The following is an 18,615-nucleotide window of genomic DNA, read 5'->3' as shown; positions in this document are numbered from 1 at the left end:
TCGTGCCGGGCCGTGCGCGAGGGGGCTGAGCGTCGCGGTCCGGGCTGCACATACGGGTCACCTGATGCTAAACGCTGCCGCCCGGACGACGACCTGAGCATTCGTCGCCGGTAACGTGGGCGGCTGTGGAACCCGACCGTCAAGCCGACATTGCCGCCCTTGACTCCACCCTGACCACGGTGGAGCGGGTGCTCGACGTCGACGGTCTGCGCAGCCGGATCGAGAAGCTCGAGCACGAGGCGTCCGATCCCAAATTGTGGGACGACCAGAGCAACGCGCAGCGGGTGACCAGCCAGTTGTCCCACGCGCAGGGCGAGCTGCGCCGCATCGAAGAGCTGCGCCAGCGCCTCGACGATCTTCCGGTGATGTACGAGCTGGCGGCCGAAGAAGGGGATGCCGCCAGCGGCATCGACGCGCTCGCCGAGGCCGACGCCGAACTCAAAGCGCTGCGCGCCGATATAGAGGCCGCCGAGGTGCGCACGCTGTTGTCGGGCGAGTACGACGAACGCGAGGCGCTGGTCACCATTCGCTCGGGCGCCGGTGGCGTGGACGCGGCCGACTGGGCCGAGATGCTGATGCGGATGTACATCCGCTGGGCCGAGCAACACAAGTACGGCGTCGAGGTGTTCGACACCTCCTACGCCGAAGAGGCCGGGATCAAGAGCGCCACGTTCGCGGTGCATGCGCCGTACGCCTACGGCACGCTGTCCGTCGAACAGGGCACGCACCGGCTGGTGCGGATCAGCCCGTTCGACAACCAAAGCCGGCGCCAGACTTCCTTCGCCGAAGTCGAGGTGCTTCCGGTGGTGGAGACCACCGACCACATCGATATCCCCGACGGGGACGTGCGCGTGGACGTCTACCGTTCCAGCGGTCCCGGCGGTCAGTCGGTGAACACCACCGACTCGGCGGTTCGTTTAACCCACATCCCAACGGGTATCGTCGTGACTTGCCAGAACGAAAAATCGCAACTGCAGAACAAGATCTCGGCAATGCGAGTGCTTCAGGCAAAGTTGTTGGAGCGCAAGCGATCAGAAGAGCGCGCTGAGCTGGACGCGTTGAAGGGTGAGGGCGGCAGCTCCTGGGGTAACCAGATGCGCTCCTACGTACTGCACCCGTATCAGATGGTCAAGGATCTGCGAACCGACTACGAGGTGGGCAATCCGGCCGCCGTCCTGGACGGAGACATCGACGGGTTCCTGGAAGCGGGAATCCGGTGGCGCAACCGAAAAGATGACGACTAACACCACTGTTCTTGCATCGACCGCTTCGATAAAGGCGCTGGGCTGGCACGACTTCTGGCGCGGCGAAGCCGGCCAATGGATCATCACCCGCGGCCTGCGCATCGTCATGGTGCTGATCGCGGCCATGCTCATGGCCCGGTTCGTCAACTGGGTGGCCCAGCAGGTGACGCGCCAGCTCACCGAGGGCTTCGCCGAAAGCGACGCGCTGGTGCGCTCGGAGACGTCCAAGCACCGCCAGGCGGTGGCGTCGGTGATCTCCTGGGTGTCCATCGTCATCATCGGCATCTGGGTGATGATGCAGATCGCCGGCATCCTGCAGTTTTCGGTGGGCGGGCTGGTCGCGCCGGCGACCGTGGTCGGCGCTGCGCTGGGCTTCGGCGCCCAGCAGCTGGTCAGGGATCTGCTTTCCGGCTTCTTCATCCTGGTGGAGAAGCAGTACGGGTTCGGTGACCTGGTCACCCTGACCGTCGTCGCCTCGACCGAAGCCACCGGCACGGTCGAGAACGTCACGCTGCGGGTCACGCGGCTGCGCTCACCGGACGGTGAGGTGCTGACCATTCCCAATGGACAGATCGTCAAGGTGGTCAACCTGTCGAAGGATTGGGCACGCGCGGTGGTGGACATCCCGGTGTCGACCAACGCCGACCTGAACCGGGTCAACGAGGTCTTGCACCAGGAATGCGACCGCGCCATGGACAACCCCGTGCTCGGGGAACTGCTGCTGGATCCGCCCACCGTCATGGGCGTGGAAAGCATCGAGGTCGACACCGTCACCCTGCGTGTGGTGGCCCGCACCCTGCCCGGCAAACAGTTCGAGGTCGGCCGCCAGCTGCGTGTCCTGGTCATTCGGGCGCTGGCCCGGGTCGGCATCGTGACCGCGGCCGACGCGACGGTCGGCCTCGTCGAGGACCCGTCCGTGCCCGCCGCCGAAGCCGCGGAAGGGGCGACCGACGGCAAAGTCGAAGATGCGGTGCGACGGCGTTGAAGTTCACCGTGAGCATCCTCGAGAATCGCGGCGAGGACAAGCAACGACGGCGCTGGAGCCACCTCTTCGGCGGCCGGATGCGCACGTCCACGCTGGTGCTGATCATCGCGTTCTTGGCGGTGTGGTGGGTTTACGACACCTACCGTCCGGAAGCGACCCCCAAGCCCCCGGCCCCGCAGGTGGTGCCGCCGGGCTTCGTGCCGGACCCCAACTACACCTGGGTGCCGCGCAGCCGTGTGCAGCAGCCGCCGGCCACCGTGACGGTCACGCCGACTCCGACCACGACCCCAAGCACCACCATGCCCCCGCCCCTCACGACGACGACCACCACGCCCCCGCCGTTCCAGTTGCCTACGCCGCCGTGCCTGCTACCGCCGCCCTTCTGCCCGCCCAGCTCCAGCCCGACGCCGACGCCGACGCAGCTACCCCAGCCCGGGCCCGGTCCGGTGCCGAGTTCCCCGCCACCGGCCAGCTGACTTGGCTCGCCAGCGAAATTCACGGCTACACTGGCGTGCCGTGATGATCACCCTTGACAACGTCAGCAAGAAGTACAAAGCGTCGGCTCGTCCGGCGCTGGACGACATCAACGTCAAAATCGACAAGGGTGAATTCGTCTTCCTGATCGGCCCTTCGGGGTCGGGCAAGTCGACGTTCATGCGGCTGTTGCTGGCCGAGGAGAGCCCGAACACCGGTGATATCCGGGTATCGAAGTTTCACGTCAACAAGCTCCCCGGACGTCACGTACCGAAGCTGCGTCAGGTCATCGGCTGCGTATTTCAGGATTTCCGGCTGCTGCAGCAAAAGACCGTGTACGAAAACGTCGCTTTCGCGCTGGAGGTCATCGGCAAGCGCCGCGAGGCGATCAACCGGACGGTGCCCGAGGTGCTGGAAACGGTCGGGCTGTCCGGAAAGGCCAACCGGCTGCCGGGCGAGTTGTCCGGCGGCGAGCAGCAGCGGGTCGCCATCGCCCGCGCGTTCGTCAACCGCCCGCTGGTGCTGCTGGCCGACGAGCCGACCGGCAACCTCGACCCGGACACCAGTAAGGACATCATGGATTTGTTGGAGCGGATCAACCGCACGGGCACCACGGTGCTCATGGCGACGCACGACCACCACATCGTCGACTCCATGCGGCAGCGGGTCGTCGAGCTGTCGCTGGGCCGGCTGGTTCGCGACGAGCAGCGCGGCATCTACGGGATGGATCGCTAAGTGCGCTTCGGCTTCCTGCTCAACGAGGTCCTGACCGGCCTTCGTCGCAACGTCACGATGACGGCCGCGATGATCCTGACGACCGCGATCTCGATCGGCCTGTTCGGCGGCGGGCTGCTGGTGGTCCTGTTGGCCGACCATTCCCGCGCCATCTACCTGGACCGCGTCGAGACGCAGGTGTTCCTCACCGAGGACGTGTCTGCCAACGACCCGTCCTGCGGCACCAACCCGTGCAAGGCGCTGCGCGAAAAGATCGAAGCACGGCAAGACGTCAAATCGGTGCGCTTCCTCAACCGTCAGGACGCCTACGACGACGCGATCCGGAAGTTCCCGCAGTACAAAGACGTTGCCGGAAAGGATTCCTTCCCAGCCTCGTTCATCGTCAAGCTGGACAATCCCGAGCAGCACAAGGACTTTGACTCTGCAATGCAGGGACAACCCGGTGTGCTTTCGGTGCTCAACCAGAAAGACTTGATCGACCGTCTGTTCGCGGTCCTGGACGGGCTGAGCAAGGCAGCGTTTGCCGTCGCCCTGGTACAGGCCGTCGGCGCGATCCTGTTGATTGCCAATATGGTCCAGGTGGCGGCGTATACGCGCCGCACGGAGATCGGGATCATGCGCCTGGTCGGCGCGAGCCGCTGGTATACCCAGCTGCCGTTCCTGGTCGAGGCGATGGTCGCCGCGGCGGTTGGTGTCGCGATCTCGGTCGCGGGGTTAATCCTGGTACGGGCAACGTTTTTGGACAACGCGCTGAACCAGTTCTACCAAGCCAACCTGATCGCACGGGTCGACTACGCCGACATCGTCTACATCTCGCCGTGGCTGTTCCTGCTCGGCGTGTCGATGGCCGCCCTGACCGCCTACGTGACGTTGCGCCTGTACGTACGGCGATAGCTGTGGCCAAGGACTCCCGCGGGGCCAAGGCGGCCGGCGACAAGCCCGGCAGCAAACGGATCGTGGCCACCAATCGCAAAGCGCGGCACAACTATTCGATCCTCGAGATTTTCGAGGCGGGGGTCGCTTTGCAAGGCACCGAAGTAAAGAGCCTGCGGGAAGGGCAGGCCTCTCTAGCCGATGCCTACGCAACCATCGATGACGGCGAAGTGTGGTTGCGTAACTTGCACATTCCTGAGTATCAGCACGGTAGCTGGACCAACCATGATCCGCGTCGCAATCGAAAGTTGTTGTTGCATAGGCAACAAATCGACAGACTAGTCGGCAAGATACGAGATGGTAACCTCGCCCTGATGCCACTGTCACTTTACTTCTCCGAGGGCAAGGTCAAGGTTGAGCTCGCGCTGGCACGAGGCAAGCGGGCTCACGATAAACGTCAGGACATGGCCCAGCGCGATGCCCAGCGCGAAGTGCTTCGCGAACTGGGGCGACGCGCCAAGGGCATGAACTGATCGGGGCGGCTTACGCCCAGCTGTCGGCCGTTACGTACGGCGTCAGCGATTTCGTGGGCGGTGTGGCCGCTCGACGGGTAGCGGCGCTGCGAGTGATGCTCGTGGCCTACCCGGTCGAGGCAGTATTGCTCGGTCTGCTGGCCGTCGTGGTGGGCGGCCCCATTCAGTGCGGCGCGGTCGTGTGGGGCTGCCTGTACGGCGTCGGGATGGCGTTCGGCATGTGGGCGTTTTTCGCCGCGCTGGGCGCCGGCCCGATATCGGTGGTTTCTCCGTTGGCCGCCGTGCTCAATGCCGCGGTACCGGTGGCGGTCGGTGTGGCGCTGGGGGAGCGGCCGGGTCGCGCGGCCTCGGTGGGCGTGGTGCTGGCCCTGGTCGCCGTCATGCTGGTCAGCCGCGAAGCGGCGGTCGAGGGAGTGACGCCGTATCGATTCACCCCGAAGGTCGCCTGGCTGACGGTCGTGGCGGGCTCGGCGATGGGGCTGAACCTGGTGTTTCTTCATCAGGCGCCGCACGAGACCAAACTCTGGCCGCTGGTGTTCGCCCGGCTGTCCGCCTCCGCGGTGGTGTTCGCGATGTCCGCGATGAGCAAGAACCTGAAGATGCCGGCCGGCAAGCCGCTGAAGCTGGCGCTGGGCGTGGCCGTGCTGGACATCTGCGCGAACGTGACCATGCTGCTGGCGCTGCACACCTGGCTGCTTTCGCTGGCCAGCATCTTGATCTCGCTGTATCCGGCGGCGACGGTCGTGCTCGCGATGGTGGTGCTGCGCGAGCGGGTGAGCCGATGCCAGGGCGTCGGCATGGTGATGGCCATGGGTTCCGTGGCGATGATCGCCGCAAGCTAACGGATCGGCTCGCGATCGGCCTACTATCCGTCCATGGCCGACCGCCCCGTCACGCAGCTGGATAAATCCGACGTCCTGTCCGGGCTCTTCGCCGTGTGGGACTCCATCGACGCGCTGCTCGACGGCCTGCCGGAGGGCGATTGGCTGGCGCCGACGCCGCTACCCGGCTGGGACGTCAAGGCCGTGGTGTCGCACATTATCGGCACCGAATCGTTCTTGGCCGGCATCGCGGCCCCGCAGCCCGATATCGACGTGTCGGCGCTCGACCACGTGCGCAACGACATCGGCGTAATGAACGAGTGCTGGGTGCGCCACCTCGGCGGGGAGTCGGGCGCGGAAGTGCTCGCGCGGTTCAGGGAGATCACCGCCGATCGACGCAAGGCGCTGGCCGGCATGTCGGAAGAGGAGTGGAACGCGGTGATGCCGACGCCGGTGGGCCCGGAAACGTACGGCCGGTTCATGCGGGTGCGCACGTTCGACTGCTGGATGCACGAGCAGGACATCCGCGAGGCGCTGTCGCGGCCGTCGTCCGAGAGCGAGCTCGTCGGGCCCGCGTCGCAGCTTTCGCTCGACGAGATCGCGGCCACCATGGGTTACGTGGTCGGCAAACGCGGCAAGGCGCCCGACGGTTCGCGCATCCTGTTCGAGCTGACCGGCCCGGTGGCCCGCGAAATCCGTGTCAGCGTGGACGGTCGCGCCCAGCTGGTCGAGGACTTCGGCGACCAGGAGCCGACGGCGACGATTCGGCTGGACGGGCTGCAGTTCACCAGGCTGTCGGGCGGGCGTCCCATGTGCCCTGCGCGCGCCCAGGACATCGAGCTCGGCGGCGAAAAAGACATCGCCAGACAGGTCGTTGAAAACCTCAATTTCGTGATCTGAGGCCATATTTGGCGCACGCGCTACAAGCGAAGCGACATCTCACACCCCGCGCATTGGGGGTTTGTTCTCCGGGGGCGATCGGGTAGCCGGAACTTACAGGCGCACCTCGCGCCGACATCAAAATCGTCAACGCCAGGAGGCCGACAATAATGACTGCACCCGACACCACCCGTTTGCTCGCGCAGCTGCGCACGCTGCTCGACTTGACCAACACCGAGATCCAGATCGCGGAAACCCGCGTTGTCCAGGCGCGCACCGACGCCGTGCGCCGCGAGCTGTCGCAGAACGCGGCCAATGCCCGCAAGCGCGCCGAGTCCCTTGAGTCCGCGATCCGCAAGGTGGGGGGTTACCCCGACGTCATCGGTCCGTTCCTGGGTCGTGCCGCCGCAGCAGTCAAGGCGCTGACCGAGCAGGCGCAACCGTTCGATGAGGCGCTGCTGGGCGATCTCGCGCTCGAGGACCAGCTGTTGGACCGCGCTCGGTACCTCAAGGCGCTGGCCGTCGCCGCAAAGCGCCAGGACATCGAGAATTTGGCCGAGCGCCTGATCACTGCCCATTCGGCGACCGTGGACTGGATCACGACCGTGCTGGCCGAGGACGCGCTTGGCGGGCCGGCCGCGCTACGCCGCACGCCGTTGCAGGCGGCCGCCGGCACCGCGGTGAAGCTGGTCAACCTGCCGGCAGCGTGGTCGGCGCGGGGGGTCGACCGGACCGTTGAGGCGCTGCGCTCGGCGGGTCCGGCGTTTAACGACCTGGTCAAGCGCGGCGGCAACGCCGGCGAGATCGCGGCGAAGGCGCTATCCGCTTCCCAGAGCGCGGCGCTGAAGGCCGCCGAGCGGGTCACCCGGTCCGAGGGGGCCGACGGGGCCGCCAGCGCCTTGCACTCGGGCCGGACGGCCGCCGGTGTCTTGGACGCAAAGGAGCTGCCGATCCGCAAGTACGACGACCTGAACGTCAACGAGGCGGTGGCCGCGATCAGAAAGCTGACGGACCCCAGCGACGTTCGGGCGATCATCGCCTACGAGGAGGCGCACAAGAACCGGCAACGCATCGTTTCCGCCGCGCAGACCCACGTCGCCGCCATCGCGCAGGACGTCGTCGGCATCAAGTAACCCGAAGTACCGTCTTGGCACCGAGTACCCCCTGCAGTCGCCCGACCGGGGGTACTCGGCTTTTGGCGGTCGGCGCGGGAAGTTAATTCCGTTGCCCGTTGTTGGTTACCGCGTACCATGGATTGTCCTGCCGAAAATCGGCAGGGATGCTCGAAGCAACAAAGACAAGGGGCTGAAAGGTTTCGACTTCGCGCATCGAATCAAGGGAAGCGTGCCGGTGCAGGCAAGAGACCACCGTAAGCGTCGTTGCAACCATATAAGCGCCGATTCACATCAGCGCGACTACGCTCTCGCTGCCTAAGCGACAGCTAGTCCGTCAGACCGGGAACGCCCTCGACCCGGAGCCTGGCGTCAGCTAGAGGGATCCACCGGTGAGTCCGGTCGCGGGACTCATCGGGACATACACAGCGACTGGGATCGTCATCCTGGCTAGTTCGCGTGACCAGGAGATCCGAGCAGAGGCATAGCGAACTGCGCACGGAGAAGCCTTGAGGGAATGCCGTAGGACCCGGGTTCGATTCCCGGCAGCTCCACAACAGAAGATGCAGCTCCTGCGACCCCAGCAGGTAGTCGTCGTCGGTGTGCCCTTGGCGGTGCGGCATCGATTGCGGGGGAGCGAGGTCGCCGTCCTGGCCAAACCCGTGCTGCACAGCTGACGATTTTGGGCGCACAATTGAGGGGCCTGTCTGAACCCGGGAGTGCGCGATGAGCGAGCAACAGTACGACTTTTTCGGCGAGATCTTCCAGCGGTACTTCGGACCAGCCATCGGCGCATATCCGCGAACCGGTGGAGCACTCGTCGATAGTTTGCTCACCCTCACGGACCACGTTTCGGATCGATTGGCGCAGACCCGGCGTGCCGCAATGGCATGGGGCGAGACCGAGACCCCGAACGCCAGGGTCACGTCCGAACTCTTCGTGATCACCCAACACGGACTGATGTATGCCGTCGGGTTGACCGAGTCGCGCCGGGCGCTGTATTACCTGGCCACGCCGCCCGCGTTGTTCGATCCATTCGTCGATCAGGTCGACACCGCCGAACTGCATGAAGGCGCGGCGGTTGCGGTGGACAATCGGTTCGGCCGCGACCTCGCATCCGCTCATCCGATGGACGCTGCGCTGCGCCGGATACTCGATGAGCACCTTGCGCTGCGAGTGGGTCTGCCCGGTTAGCTATTTCGATTTCCGGCAGCTCCACCTTTGGTTGCCGCGGCCGACCTGGTCGGGTGCCCGCCCGATAGATTGCTAACCGTGAGCGAAGACAGGGTCCGGGTGCGGATCGGAGACAACGGCGTGGCAACGGCGACGATGGTGCGCGCCGACAAACACAACGCGCTCGACCAAGCGATGTTCGAAGCCTTGGTGGACGCCGCGGAGAAGCTGGCCGGTGATACGTCGGTCCGCGCGGTCGTTCTGCACGGTGAGGGCAAGAGCTTCTGCTCGGGTTTGGACGTCGCGAGTTTCATGGGTGGCGAACGTGGCACGGGCGTCTTGTTGGACAGAGACCAGGACCGGCCCGCGAACCTCGCTCAGCGCGTGAGCTACGACTGGTCGTTGGTACCGGCGCCGGTCATCGCCGCGATCCACGGCAACTGCTTCGGCGGCGGTCTGCAGATTGCGCTCGGCGCGGACATCCGGATCGCGGCGCCGGACGCGAGGCTGAGCATCATGGAGGTCAAGTGGGGCCTCGTTCCCGACATGGGCATCACGCAGACGCTGCCGAGACTTATACCGATCGACGTCGCGAAGGAGTTGACGTTCACCGGCCGCATCGTTTCGGGCAGCGAGGGTTCCGAGCTCGGCTTGGTCACCCGGACAGCCGCGGATCCGCTGTCGGCGGCGCTGGCGCTCGCGGGCGAGATCGCGCTGAAGTCACCGGATGCCGTCCGGGCCGCGAAGCGCCTCTACAACGAAACATGGATGAGCAACGAACCCGCGACGGCTCTTGCGCGGGAATCAGTTCTGCAAAGGGGGCTGATCGGCACGCCCAACCAGATCGCTGCCGTCGTCGCCGGAATGTCCGGGGAGCAACCCGTCTTCGCCAACCCCGCGTAACCTCCCACGCGATCGGGGAGACGCGATGAGCGCCGGCCTATTCGGGCTACTCGACGACGTCGCGGTCCTCGCACGATTGGCCGCCGCCTCTGGCCGCGCGACCGCCAAGGCCGCCGGGGTCGTCATCGACGACACCGCGGTGACCCCCCAATACGTCCACGGCATCGCCGCCGAGCGCGAGCTGCCGATCATCAAACGCATCGCGATCGGATCCCTGCGTAACAAGCTCGTGGTGATCCTGCCGGTCGCGATGCTGCTCAGTCAGTTCGCGCCGCGGCTGCTGACCCCGCTGTTGATGCTCGGCGCTACCTACCTGTGTTACGAAGGCGCCCAGAAGATTTGGGAGAGCATCCGCGGTCGTGATGCCGATCCTCCGCCGGTCGCCGAGCACGAAGTGGTGAGCGGGGCCATCCGGACCGACATGATCTTGTCCGCCGAGATCATGGTGATCGCCCTCAACGAGGTGGCCGACCAGGCGTTGGTGCCGCGGCTCATCATTCTCATCGTCGTCGCCTTGGTCCTCACCCTCGTCGTGTACGGCGTCGTCGCCGTCGTTGTCAAGATGGACGACGTCGGCCTGCAGCTCACGGAGACCACGTCCCGAATCGGGCAACGGGTCGGCCGAGGTCTCGTCGCTGGTATGCCCATGGTGCTCTCGGCGCTGTCAGCCGTCGGGACGCTGGCGATGCTCTGGGTCGGCGGCCACATCCTGCTGGCGGGCGGCGACCGGCTCGGTTGGCATGCGCCGTATCACCTGGTCCACCATGCCGAGGACCAGGTTCGCCACGGTGTCAAGCCTCTTGGTGCGGTGCTGGGCTGGTTGGTCGAGACCGGAATATCCGCGGTGGTTGGGCTGGTCGTCGGATTCGCAGTCTTTGTGGTCATAGGGCTGTCGAAGCGGATCCGGACTGCTTTGTTCATCACCTCGGGCTGACTGCCCGCTGGAGGGTGACCTCGGAAATGTCGGAGTGGCTTTTCCCTCCGGTGGTGCCGAGGGTGCTTATCCACAGCACTACGACGGTCACCGGGGCGGGCTTGTTCACGGCGATGACGTTGTGGCCGGGCCGCAGCCCGGTGCGCGGGCTCAGTTCGGCGGTGTCGCTGAGCTTGGCGGGGGCCGCGCTCGGCGATGACCGTATCTGTGCCACCGTGCCGGTGCTGTCCAGATCGACGGTCACGGCACTAAGCGATGTCGGCTCGGGAAGTTCCAACAGTAATCCGACCCCGTCCTTGAACTTTGGGAACGGTTCGGGGTCAAAGTAAGTGTCGGTCGACCACGCCGTGGCGGGATTACCGTCAATGGCCAGCCCGGCCGAGTTTGGGCTGTCCGGGGCCCCGCCGGGTGAAAAGACTGAGGCTTTGAGCGGCTTTACCGTTCCGCTTCGAGCGGCAGGCGGAGGCGCTGCCGGCGTCGCCGGACTCGCCGTGGTGGTCTGAAGTCCCAGCCTGTCCGGGTGCATCGCCGCGTCGGTGTTGATGGCGCCCACAATCCGACTGATTGTGCTGGCGAACGTCATCAACACGACGAGAACGACAGCCGCCGCTGTCCCCAGCATTGTTTTCAACAGCTGACGGCGAGCGTATTCGGCCTTTTCGGCCGGTCCGAAATTGCGAAAGCTGGCATAGCAGCCGGGCGGTGGAGGTAAGAGCAGCTCGCGAGTGGTGGAGGGCGCCGCGTAGTTCTTGGCGTCGTCGCTGGCCTCGCGCAGCAACGTCGAAATCGTCTTGGCACTGCGGATGCCGTCGCCATCACGCACTAGCCCTGCGGCGGTGGATGAAATCAGGAACGGAACTTGCGGGTTGAGGACCGCGGGCGCTGGGATCAGGCCCTCTGCATCGGTCTCGACGCTCTCCCAATCCTCAACCGGGGCACCGACTTTGGCGGGCCAGCGGTTGACGAGCAATCCATACATGACCGCACCGATGCCCCGAAGGTCATCCCGCGGCGTCGTATTTGGCATGGTCGCCGGAAAAGCCAACACCAGGCGCCGGTCGACGCTGACCCGGATTCGCTCGGGATGGTCGATTGACAACGCGAAACCTGCCCCGTGCACGACGTCGGCTGTCTCCGCCAGGGATAACACCGCGTCTGCGACCCCGACGGGCGACGGCTGCGTGCGGGCCACTTCTTTCAGCGTGGCACCGCGCGTCCAGTCGGAAACAACTACTCCGCCGCACCAGTCGCGTCCCACATCAATCACCCTCGCCAAGCCTGGCGACTCGATGCTGCGCAGGCTTGCGGTGTTGGAAAGAATCGCGTCGACAGTGCTGGTCGGGAGCGAGTTCTCGGAGTCGACCACCGTGACGGCCAGATGTTGCCCCGTGACCGTGTCAGCGGCTTGCCAGAACTGAAGATGCGAAGATTTGCCGTAGAAGATCATTAGCCGAATCCGGCCGCCCGCGATCGTGGCACCGGCAACAAGGGGCGCCTTTTCTCTGGGCGAATACGGCTCTACCCAGTAGCGAGGAATGTCAGTCGTCGGCGGATCAGGTGTAACCGGTTGCGTGGCGGTCATCGCTTCGTCTCGCTCCCGCGGTGCTCACCGACCGCATCGGCCGGACGCGCACGGACGCTGATATTGGTCATCCATACATAGCCGGGGGTGGACACTCTTAAACCCTGTGTTCGCAGGGGCGGAGGTCCTCGCAAACTTGCCCCTGACTCCGCGGCGCGGGCATAGGCTCTGGCTATTCGGCGATCGGTAATGGGAGCGGCTCGGTGTCGTATGTTGTTGCGTTGCCAGACGTGATGTCCGCCGCGGCTACGGACGTGGCTTCGATTGGTTCGGTGGTCGCGACGGCAAACCGCGGCGTGGCGGGCGCCACCACCGAGGTGTTGGCCGCGGCCGAGGACGAGGTCTCCACGGCGATCGCCGCCGTGTTCTCCGCGCACGGCCAGGGCTATCAAGCCCTCAGCTCGCAGGCGGCGGCCTATCACCAGTGGTTCGTGCAGGCTTTGGCCGGCGCGTCCGGCGCGTACTCCGCCACCGAGGCGGCCAACGCATCGCCTTTGGCGGCGCTCGAGCAGGCGCTGCTCGGTGTGCAGCAGGAAATCCAGCAGATCCCCACGGCGCTGGGGAACGGATTCAGCCAGGGATTCGATGTTCTGTTCGCGGACCCGCATTCACCGCTCTTGGCGCTGCTTACCGGCGACAATCCGTTTACCGGCATCGTGGGGACCAACAACCCGCCGCGGGTGTTGACGTTGCTGCTCGGAGAAACGGTGCAGCACACCACCTATAACGGGATGCCCGTCGTGCAGATCACGCCGGCTCATCCCAACGGCGATTATGTGGTGGCCATTCACGGTGGCGCGTTCATCTTGCCGCCGTCGATCTTTCATTGGATCGACTACACGGTGATGGCGTATCAGACCGGCGCGACCATCGAGGTGCCGATCTACCCGCTGCTGCAGCAGGGCGGCACGGCCGGCACGGTGGTGCCCAACATGGCCGGCTTCATCGACTCGCAGATCACCGCACACCCCGGACATGTCAGCGTCACCGGTGACTCCGCGGGCGGCAACCTTGCTCTGGCGGCGGCTGAATATGCGCTCACCCACGGTGAGCAGGTGCCGTCGTCGATCGTCCTGCTCTCTCCGTGGCTCGACCTGGCGCACGACGGGGGTCAGATCGGCAGGGTGTGGGCGGGAGGCCTGTCCGTCACCGATCCCGAGGTGAGTCCGCTGTACGCGTCACCGGCGATACTTCACGGCCTGCCGCCGACGTATGTCTACTCGGGCTCATTCGATTCGCTCTACAACGAGACGCTGGCCCTTCAGCAAAAAGCCCTGGCCGTCGGCGCCCCGATGGGCTTCGTGCTGGCGCAGGGCCAGGTTCACGACTGGATCCTGCTGACCCCGACCGGCCCCCGGTACTGGGCGCAGATTGATCAGGAACTCGGTCTCGTGCACTGACGCGTCAGGTAGTCGATTACTCTAGCCGGCCCGGCGTCCGCGGCGGAATCCTCAGCAGCAGCACACCGCAACACCGTCGTTCGCGCTGCAAAGGGGTAGTCATGGACGCCCAACAACCACAGACCCGGTGCACCACTGATCGACCGGCGAGGTCATCATGACCGCCGCGGCAAGCCCACGCGGCTTCGTGCCGAGACGATTTCGTTGGTGGCATGGCATTGCCAGCGCGATCTTGATTGCTTTGGGCGGATATCTGTTCGCCGCGTACTGGGGGAGGGCCGACGCGGAATACCTCTTCACGGTGATCTTTTCCAAGAATCCGGAGTTTCTCTGGAAGGGAATACCGCCCTTTGTGGCGCAGGCGCTGAGTGACGCCCTGCACTTCGATCACTGGGTGATCCCCGGTTATTGCCTGGCGCTCATTACCTGTGCGGTGGTCTTCAGGTCTCTGGCGTTCTCCGAAGCGGGCAAGAGGATGAGCTGCTACATCCTTGCTGCGGCGGTAGTCGCCACGGTCGCACACGCGCTCGAGGACGCGTTGATTTACTGCGTACTGCACCGGACGCCCGGTGGGTCGCTCAGTCGACTGCCCGATGCGTTTTGGATTTATGCGCCCGCGGCTGTCGCGACCGTGAAATGGTGCGCGCTCATCGTGGCGGTGACGGCGGTCCCCGCAGCCGTGTTCGCGGTAATCCGGGCGGCCCTGTCGCACCGGCGCATGCGCAGGTACCGACGACAACACGACGGCCGAAATTGGTGGGACGACGCTTTGCCGGATCCGGCGCCGGAGCCGGAGGAGGGTGACGTCGAGGCGGCCTGGCGCCGGGCTTATTACGTACCTGACGACGACGGTCCGGGCGGCCATGACGGTGGCGGCTCTGTTCCGACGCCAACGGCGCTGTGTCTGTCGGGCGGCGGAATCCGCTCTGCCTGTGTGGCGATGGGCGCGATGCAGCAGCTCGCCGGCCCGCGAGGTGCGGTCGCTGACGCGTGGCCAACGACGCCGGCGCTTGACGATTTCGACTATGTGATCTCGGTGTCGGGGGGCGGCTTCAGCGCCGGGGCGCGGGTGCTCGGCGTTCAACCTGAGCCAACGCCCGGCGGCGGGGTAGGTGGCGCGATCGCGCGGCTGTCTGAGCGTTTCAGCGCGGGCTCAGTCGAATTCGACTCCTTGCGCCGCCGCTGCGACTACCTCGCGGATTCTCCGCTCGCGCTGCTGCGGGCACTCGCCGAGGTTTTCAAGAACCTCCTGGCATCACTGCTCATCCTGGCCTCGTCGGCGGTAATTCTAGGCTGGCTGCTGGGCATATTCGTCAACTATTTCCCGTTCAGGGCGGTGGTCCCCTATAGGGAAGGAATATCGCCGGCCAACCCGATCGCGCACTCGCGGTTGGATATCGAAGCGCTTCATGCCCGCCCCGTAGCGGCGTTTGCGGCCATCGCGATTCCCGTTGCGGCAGTGATCTTGTGCGTCATCGGCGGCCTGGTCTGCGAGTGGGCCTCCACGTCGCGGGGGAGCACCACATGGCAAAACAGGTTCGTCTGGTTGGGTCGCAGGGCCGCGTTGCTGGCCTTGCTGGTATTCGGTCTCAGCGTCGCCGGGCCCGCACTGATGTGGCTGTGTTTGCAACGACCGGATAAAGGCCCCATTGGCGCGATCGGCGGCATTGCGGCGGTGGTGGGCCTGCAGTACGCGACGACACTTTTGTCGATGACGTCGAAGAAGGACAGCCCGGTAAATCCATCGCGGTGGCTGAAATTGGTTCCTTCCGGAGTCGTGCGCATCGCCTTGGTGGTTTTGACGTTGGGTGTGCTGCTGGTCGCATGGCTGCTGCTACTCGGAGTCGTCGCCAGTCACGTCTTCAACATGGAGATCCAACAAGCGATCGACCATCCGGGCCGCAGCCGCCAGCCTTTGACGTCGGACCCGCAGTGGCTATACCTGGGTGGGATCATGCTGCTTGCGCTGTTCCTTGGTTGCTTCGACGTGACGTCGCTGAGCCTGCATCCGTTCTATCGGCAACGATTGGCACACACATTCGCGGTGCGCCGCCTCGGCGGGAAGGCGGTGGAGTACGAGCCCAGCGAATCGACGTGGCTCGACCAGTACGGCAAGGCGCAGACCGGTGGTCCGAAATTCGTGTTTGCCGCGGCCGCCGCGATATCGGACGGCGACATCCGCCCGGCGCCCGGCCTGAATGCCGTGTCGTTCGTCATGACCGCCGATTACGTTGGGGGACCGGCGCTCGGCTGGCTCAAGACCGCGGAGCTTCGCCACGCGTCACCCCCGCGCATCCAACGGGACCTCACCGTCGAAGCGGCGATGGCGGTGAGCGGAGCGGCGTTCGCGTCGGCAATGGGAAGGGAAAGCAAAGGCATCCAGTCGCTGCTCGCGCTGTCCGGTGCCCGGCTCGGAACCTGGCTCCCCAACCCGCTTTTCGTCAGGAACGCTCAACTCAAAGCCGCCGACCCTTCGTTCCCCAAGGCGCTGCCCTCGGTGCGCGGAGCCGGGTATTTCTATCGAGAGCTATTGGGGATCAACAGGTTCGATGCGCGACTGGTCCAGGTCACCGACGGTGGACACTACGAAAATCTCGGCCTCGTCGAGGCTCTCCGTCGGCGGTGCCGGCTGATCTACTGCATCGACAGCAGCGGCGACTGCCCTCCATTGCTGTCCGGTCTGTCCGAAGCGATCAGGCTTGCCAGGTTCGAGCTCGGCGTCGAGATCACCATGGAGACCGGCGAACCGTTCGGGGTGGAAAACCTCGCACCGGGATCCGGTGAGCAATTCTCCGAAAGTAATGCGTTTTGCAGCCTCAACTCGCGCATCACCAGATGCGCTGTGGCGCGGGGAAGAATCACTTATCCCGACGCAGCCGGAATCGAATCGGAGGAAGCCAGAACCGGATGGCTGATCATCGCCAAGGCTGTGTTGTGGCGGGAGTTGCCCGACTGGGTTTTGACCTATGCCGCGGAGAACGGCGGCGCAGAGTTCCCGCACGACAACACATCCGACCAATGGTTCTCCGAGGGGCAGTTCGCCGCCTACACGGAGGTCGGCCGCAGTATCGCGGTGAGTGCCATGAAGGTCCCCGGCGACGGCAGCGTCCCCGCGAGTGAAAGCCCGGTGCAGGCGGTCAGCGACGACGTGCCCGACGCGCCGGCGGCATGAATACACGGAAGGAGCCTTTGATGATTATCCGCCCCAGGAGGAGTACGCCCCGTCAGGCGCGTGCGGTTCGGTTGGTGCGTGCCACCGTGTTCGGCGCGGCGCTCGCCCTTGTCGCCAGCCCGTTCGTCGCACCTGCCGTCGCGCGCGCCGACTTCAATCAGCAGTTCTACGAGTTCTGCATCACGAACCTTGGCCAGGGCAACGACTACTGCTGCGCGCATGCCGGCGGCAACGTGAAGGGCCCCAACTGCACGGATCCGGTCACGGGAAACGTCATCTCGCCGGCGCTCGCGGTGAGGCCGCGTTGATAGTCATCGGGCTCGTCTACGACGCCCATTCTTGAGATGGGCGATGCAGGATAAACACGTCGCACCCAATGCCGCAGATAATACGATCATCCATACTGGTGCGTGGCTCGACGCCAGCACCGCGCATAGCCAGCCCACGACACCGCCGACCGCAGCGACGGCGATGAGTTCGGGCCATGCATATCGATGCGCCCATCGAAGCGCCAGTGTTGGCAGGAGCAGGGCGATCGAGGCGACCAGCGCCATGATTGCCGCCCGCACCGATGTTGGCACGTCGAACTTGCCGCCAAGCGTGTTCGACACGCTGAACGCACCCAGCAGCGCGCCCAGAAGGCTGGTCTGTAGGACGGCAAGCAAGTTTGCGGTTCGCCCGTGCGCAGCTGAAATCTGTTGCAGGCGAAGGTCGGTGAGCTTCTGCGCTTCAGCCACGCGTTCACGACACGACTCCAGATAAGCAATCTCGTGATCCACCCGATGGAGAAGCCAGTCGGCGAGGCCAAGCTCGCGCGCGAAAGGTGAGCTGTTTGAAGTGGCTGTGTCAACATCAGTCGGCTGATATTCCCGTAAGTTGTGGGCGGCGATCTCCACGGTCTGATGCAGATCGCGCAGGCGCGTGATGGAGATCAGAAGGCCGGTGGCCTCGCCCTGAGCGCGACCCAGCCGGCTCTGTGCGTCGATCAACTCGCTCGCCGATGTCGCCTCTGTCTCGAATTGTTGGTGAAGCGCGAACATTTCGGCGAGGTCGTCGTCGAGTCTGCGTTCTTGTTCGCGCAAATCTGAAATGCCCCGCTGGAACACATTAACCTCAAAGCGGAGCTTGCTCGCATGCATAAAGTAGCGCATCAATAGGCCGATGTCGTCGTTCTCGCCTGTCAGCCAACACCATTCGTTTAACACCGCGGCGTTTTCGCGGTCGGTCAGCGCGACGACTGAACGTCCCCACGACGATTCTCTATCCCACAGCGCAATTCCCGGCTCGACTTCCGCCGACAATTCAAGTCCTGAGCCTGCGTGGTCGGCCTGTAACTTGCGGACGGTGCCGGCGGCTTCCGCGGCCAATACGGTTGCCGGTTGGTCGCCGACGCCGGTGAATAGGTGCACTGCGCCCAACGCGCCGATGAGCTGATCGCCGCCGGTGGCATCGCGCCACGCTGTCGACAAGTCGGTCCATGCGTCTTCGACGTCGGTCGTCGGCGCGCGCAGCCTGATGGCAACCGCCGCAACGTCATGCGCGGTGAATACGAACGCGGCGTTTTGAGCGTCGGCATCGGTTTTGCCCGCCAGCACGCGGAACCACACGTCGTCGATGGGCAGCTCGTCTGGCGGCTCGACGGGGACGTCATGATCGGCGAGGGGCTCGGTGATCCCGATCTTCGATGCCGCCATCCACGTCTTCCGCAGGGCCCTGTCGGGACTACCCACGCCAGGTAAAAGCGGCACGAATACGAAAACGTGAAGTGCGTGACCGCGGATGCTGATCGTCACGC

Annotated in this window: 17 protein-coding genes and 1 other RNA gene; 16 read left to right on the top strand and 2 right to left on the bottom strand. The window is 65.1% G+C overall.

Going from position 1 to position 18,615, the window contains the following annotated elements; genetic code table 11:
* Positions 1–125: 125 nt before the first annotated feature.
* The 13 genes from prfB to AWB92_RS09515 all read left to right on the top strand — a co-directional run bounded on the left by prfB (position 126) and on the right by AWB92_RS09515 (position 10,666).
* Positions 126–1,244 carry a peptide chain release factor 2 gene (gene prfB / locus AWB92_RS09575; RefSeq protein WP_085185112.1) on the top strand — a complete coding sequence of 373 codons (1,119 nt, stop codon included), beginning with the start codon at positions 126–128 and terminating at the stop codon, positions 1,242–1,244.
* Positions 1,234–2,229 (top strand): mechanosensitive ion channel family protein, encoded by a 996-nt coding sequence (locus AWB92_RS09570; RefSeq protein WP_085185111.1) that lies wholly within the window; start codon positions 1,234–1,236, stop codon positions 2,227–2,229. The genes prfB and AWB92_RS09570 overlap by 11 nt, the downstream gene beginning before the upstream one ends.
* Positions 2,226–2,705: a hypothetical protein gene (locus tag AWB92_RS09565; protein WP_085185110.1), complete on the top strand. Its 480-nt coding sequence runs from the start codon at positions 2,226–2,228 to the stop codon at positions 2,703–2,705. Before AWB92_RS09570 ends, AWB92_RS09565 begins: the two co-directional genes overlap by 4 nt.
* A 43-nt stretch (positions 2,706–2,748) precedes the next feature.
* On the top strand, positions 2,749–3,438 hold the full coding sequence (gene ftsE / locus AWB92_RS09560) for a cell division ATP-binding protein FtsE (protein ID WP_067153866.1): 690 nt from the start codon (positions 2,749–2,751) through the stop codon (positions 3,436–3,438).
* A complete protein-coding gene (gene ftsX, locus AWB92_RS09555) occupies positions 3,439–4,332 on the top strand; it encodes a permease-like cell division protein FtsX (protein WP_085185109.1) in 894 nt (297 codons plus the stop codon).
* Positions 4,333–4,334: 2 nt separating this feature from the next.
* Entirely contained in the window at positions 4,335–4,844 is a 510-nt protein-coding gene (gene smpB, locus AWB92_RS09550; protein WP_068102932.1) for an SsrA-binding protein SmpB, read from the top strand.
* Positions 4,845–4,936: 92 nt separating this feature from the next.
* Positions 4,937–5,686, top strand: a complete 750-nt coding sequence (locus AWB92_RS09545) for an EamA family transporter (RefSeq protein WP_173817391.1) — start codon at positions 4,937–4,939, stop codon at positions 5,684–5,686.
* A 33-nt stretch (positions 5,687–5,719) separates the two neighbouring features.
* Positions 5,720–6,565 (top strand): maleylpyruvate isomerase family mycothiol-dependent enzyme, encoded by an 846-nt coding sequence (locus AWB92_RS09540; protein WP_085185107.1) that lies wholly within the window; start codon positions 5,720–5,722, stop codon positions 6,563–6,565.
* Positions 6,566–6,714: 149 nt separating this feature from the next.
* Positions 6,715–7,677: a hypothetical protein gene (locus AWB92_RS09535; protein ID WP_085185106.1), complete on the top strand. Its 963-nt coding sequence runs from the start codon at positions 6,715–6,717 to the stop codon at positions 7,675–7,677.
* Between the two features lie 168 nt (positions 7,678–7,845).
* Positions 7,846–8,213, top strand: a transfer-messenger RNA (tmRNA) gene (gene ssrA / locus AWB92_RS09530).
* Between the two features lie 169 nt (positions 8,214–8,382).
* Positions 8,383–8,850, top strand: coding sequence for a glucose-6-phosphate dehydrogenase (locus AWB92_RS09525; RefSeq protein WP_085185105.1), 468 nt, complete (start codon positions 8,383–8,385; stop codon positions 8,848–8,850).
* Positions 8,851–8,928: 78 nt separating this feature from the next.
* Complete coding sequence (locus AWB92_RS09520; protein WP_085185104.1) at positions 8,929–9,732, top strand: crotonase/enoyl-CoA hydratase family protein; 804 nt, start codon at positions 8,929–8,931, stop codon at positions 9,730–9,732.
* A gap of 25 nt (positions 9,733–9,757) precedes the next feature.
* Positions 9,758–10,666, top strand: a complete 909-nt coding sequence (locus tag AWB92_RS09515; RefSeq protein ID WP_085185103.1) for a DUF808 domain-containing protein — start codon at positions 9,758–9,760, stop codon at positions 10,664–10,666.
* Here AWB92_RS09515 and AWB92_RS09510 read toward each other — a convergent pair.
* Positions 10,653–12,248, bottom strand: a complete 1,596-nt coding sequence (locus AWB92_RS09510) for a protein kinase family protein (RefSeq protein WP_142282014.1) — start codon at positions 12,246–12,248, stop codon at positions 10,653–10,655. The genes AWB92_RS09515 and AWB92_RS09510 overlap by 14 nt on opposite strands.
* 233 nt (positions 12,249–12,481) lie before the next feature.
* Between AWB92_RS09510 and AWB92_RS09505 the strand changes: the two genes are divergently transcribed.
* The 3 genes from AWB92_RS09505 (at position 12,482) to AWB92_RS09495 (ending at position 17,128) form a co-directional block, all read left to right on the top strand.
* A complete protein-coding gene (locus tag AWB92_RS09505; protein ID WP_241523412.1) occupies positions 12,482–13,648 on the top strand; it encodes a PE domain-containing protein in 1,167 nt (388 codons plus the stop codon).
* Positions 13,649–13,805: 157 nt separating this feature from the next.
* Positions 13,806–16,820 (top strand): hypothetical protein, encoded by a 3,015-nt coding sequence (locus AWB92_RS09500; protein WP_142282013.1) that lies wholly within the window; start codon positions 13,806–13,808, stop codon positions 16,818–16,820.
* A gap of 74 nt (positions 16,821–16,894) precedes the next feature.
* Positions 16,895–17,128 carry a hypothetical protein gene (locus AWB92_RS09495; protein ID WP_085185099.1) on the top strand — a complete coding sequence of 78 codons (234 nt, stop codon included), beginning with the start codon at positions 16,895–16,897 and terminating at the stop codon, positions 17,126–17,128.
* 3 nt (positions 17,129–17,131) lie between these two features.
* Here the strand turns inward: AWB92_RS09495 and AWB92_RS09490 are convergent, their stop codons facing one another.
* A complete protein-coding gene (locus AWB92_RS09490; protein ID WP_142282012.1) occupies positions 17,132–18,613 on the bottom strand; it encodes a CATRA conflict system CASPASE/TPR repeat-associated protein in 1,482 nt (493 codons plus the stop codon).
* Positions 18,614–18,615 lie beyond the last annotated feature (2 nt).

Source organism: Mycobacterium sp. IEC1808 (genome assembly GCF_002101935.1).
In the GTDB taxonomy this organism is placed as follows: domain Bacteria; phylum Actinomycetota; class Actinomycetes; order Mycobacteriales; family Mycobacteriaceae; genus Mycobacterium.
The sequence above is the reverse complement of the archived record's forward strand: the minus strand, read 5'-3'. Positions and strand labels throughout refer to the sequence as shown.

Bases quoted from the DNA above. Each gene is read 5' to 3' on its own strand.
- AWB92_RS09510 (WP_142282014.1), bottom strand. From the start codon at position 12,248: ATGACCGCCACGCAACCGGTTACACCTGATCCGCCGACGACTGACATT.
- AWB92_RS09570 (WP_085185111.1), top strand. From the start codon at position 1,234: ATGACGACTAACACCACTGTTCTTGCATCGACCGCTTCGATAAAGGCG.
- AWB92_RS09515 (WP_085185103.1), top strand. From the start codon at position 9,758: ATGAGCGCCGGCCTATTCGGGCTACTCGACGACGTCGCGGTCCTCGCA.
- ftsE (WP_067153866.1), top strand. From the start codon at position 2,749: ATGATCACCCTTGACAACGTCAGCAAGAAGTACAAAGCGTCGGCTCGT.
- AWB92_RS09505 (WP_241523412.1), top strand. From the start codon at position 12,482: ATGTCCGCCGCGGCTACGGACGTGGCTTCGATTGGTTCGGTGGTCGCG.
- AWB92_RS09525 (WP_085185105.1), top strand. From the start codon at position 8,383: ATGAGCGAGCAACAGTACGACTTTTTCGGCGAGATCTTCCAGCGGTAC.
- AWB92_RS09540 (WP_085185107.1), top strand. From the start codon at position 5,720: ATGGCCGACCGCCCCGTCACGCAGCTGGATAAATCCGACGTCCTGTCC.
- AWB92_RS09535 (WP_085185106.1), top strand. From the start codon at position 6,715: ATGACTGCACCCGACACCACCCGTTTGCTCGCGCAGCTGCGCACGCTG.
- AWB92_RS09500 (WP_142282013.1), top strand. From the start codon at position 13,806: ATGACCGCCGCGGCAAGCCCACGCGGCTTCGTGCCGAGACGATTTCGT.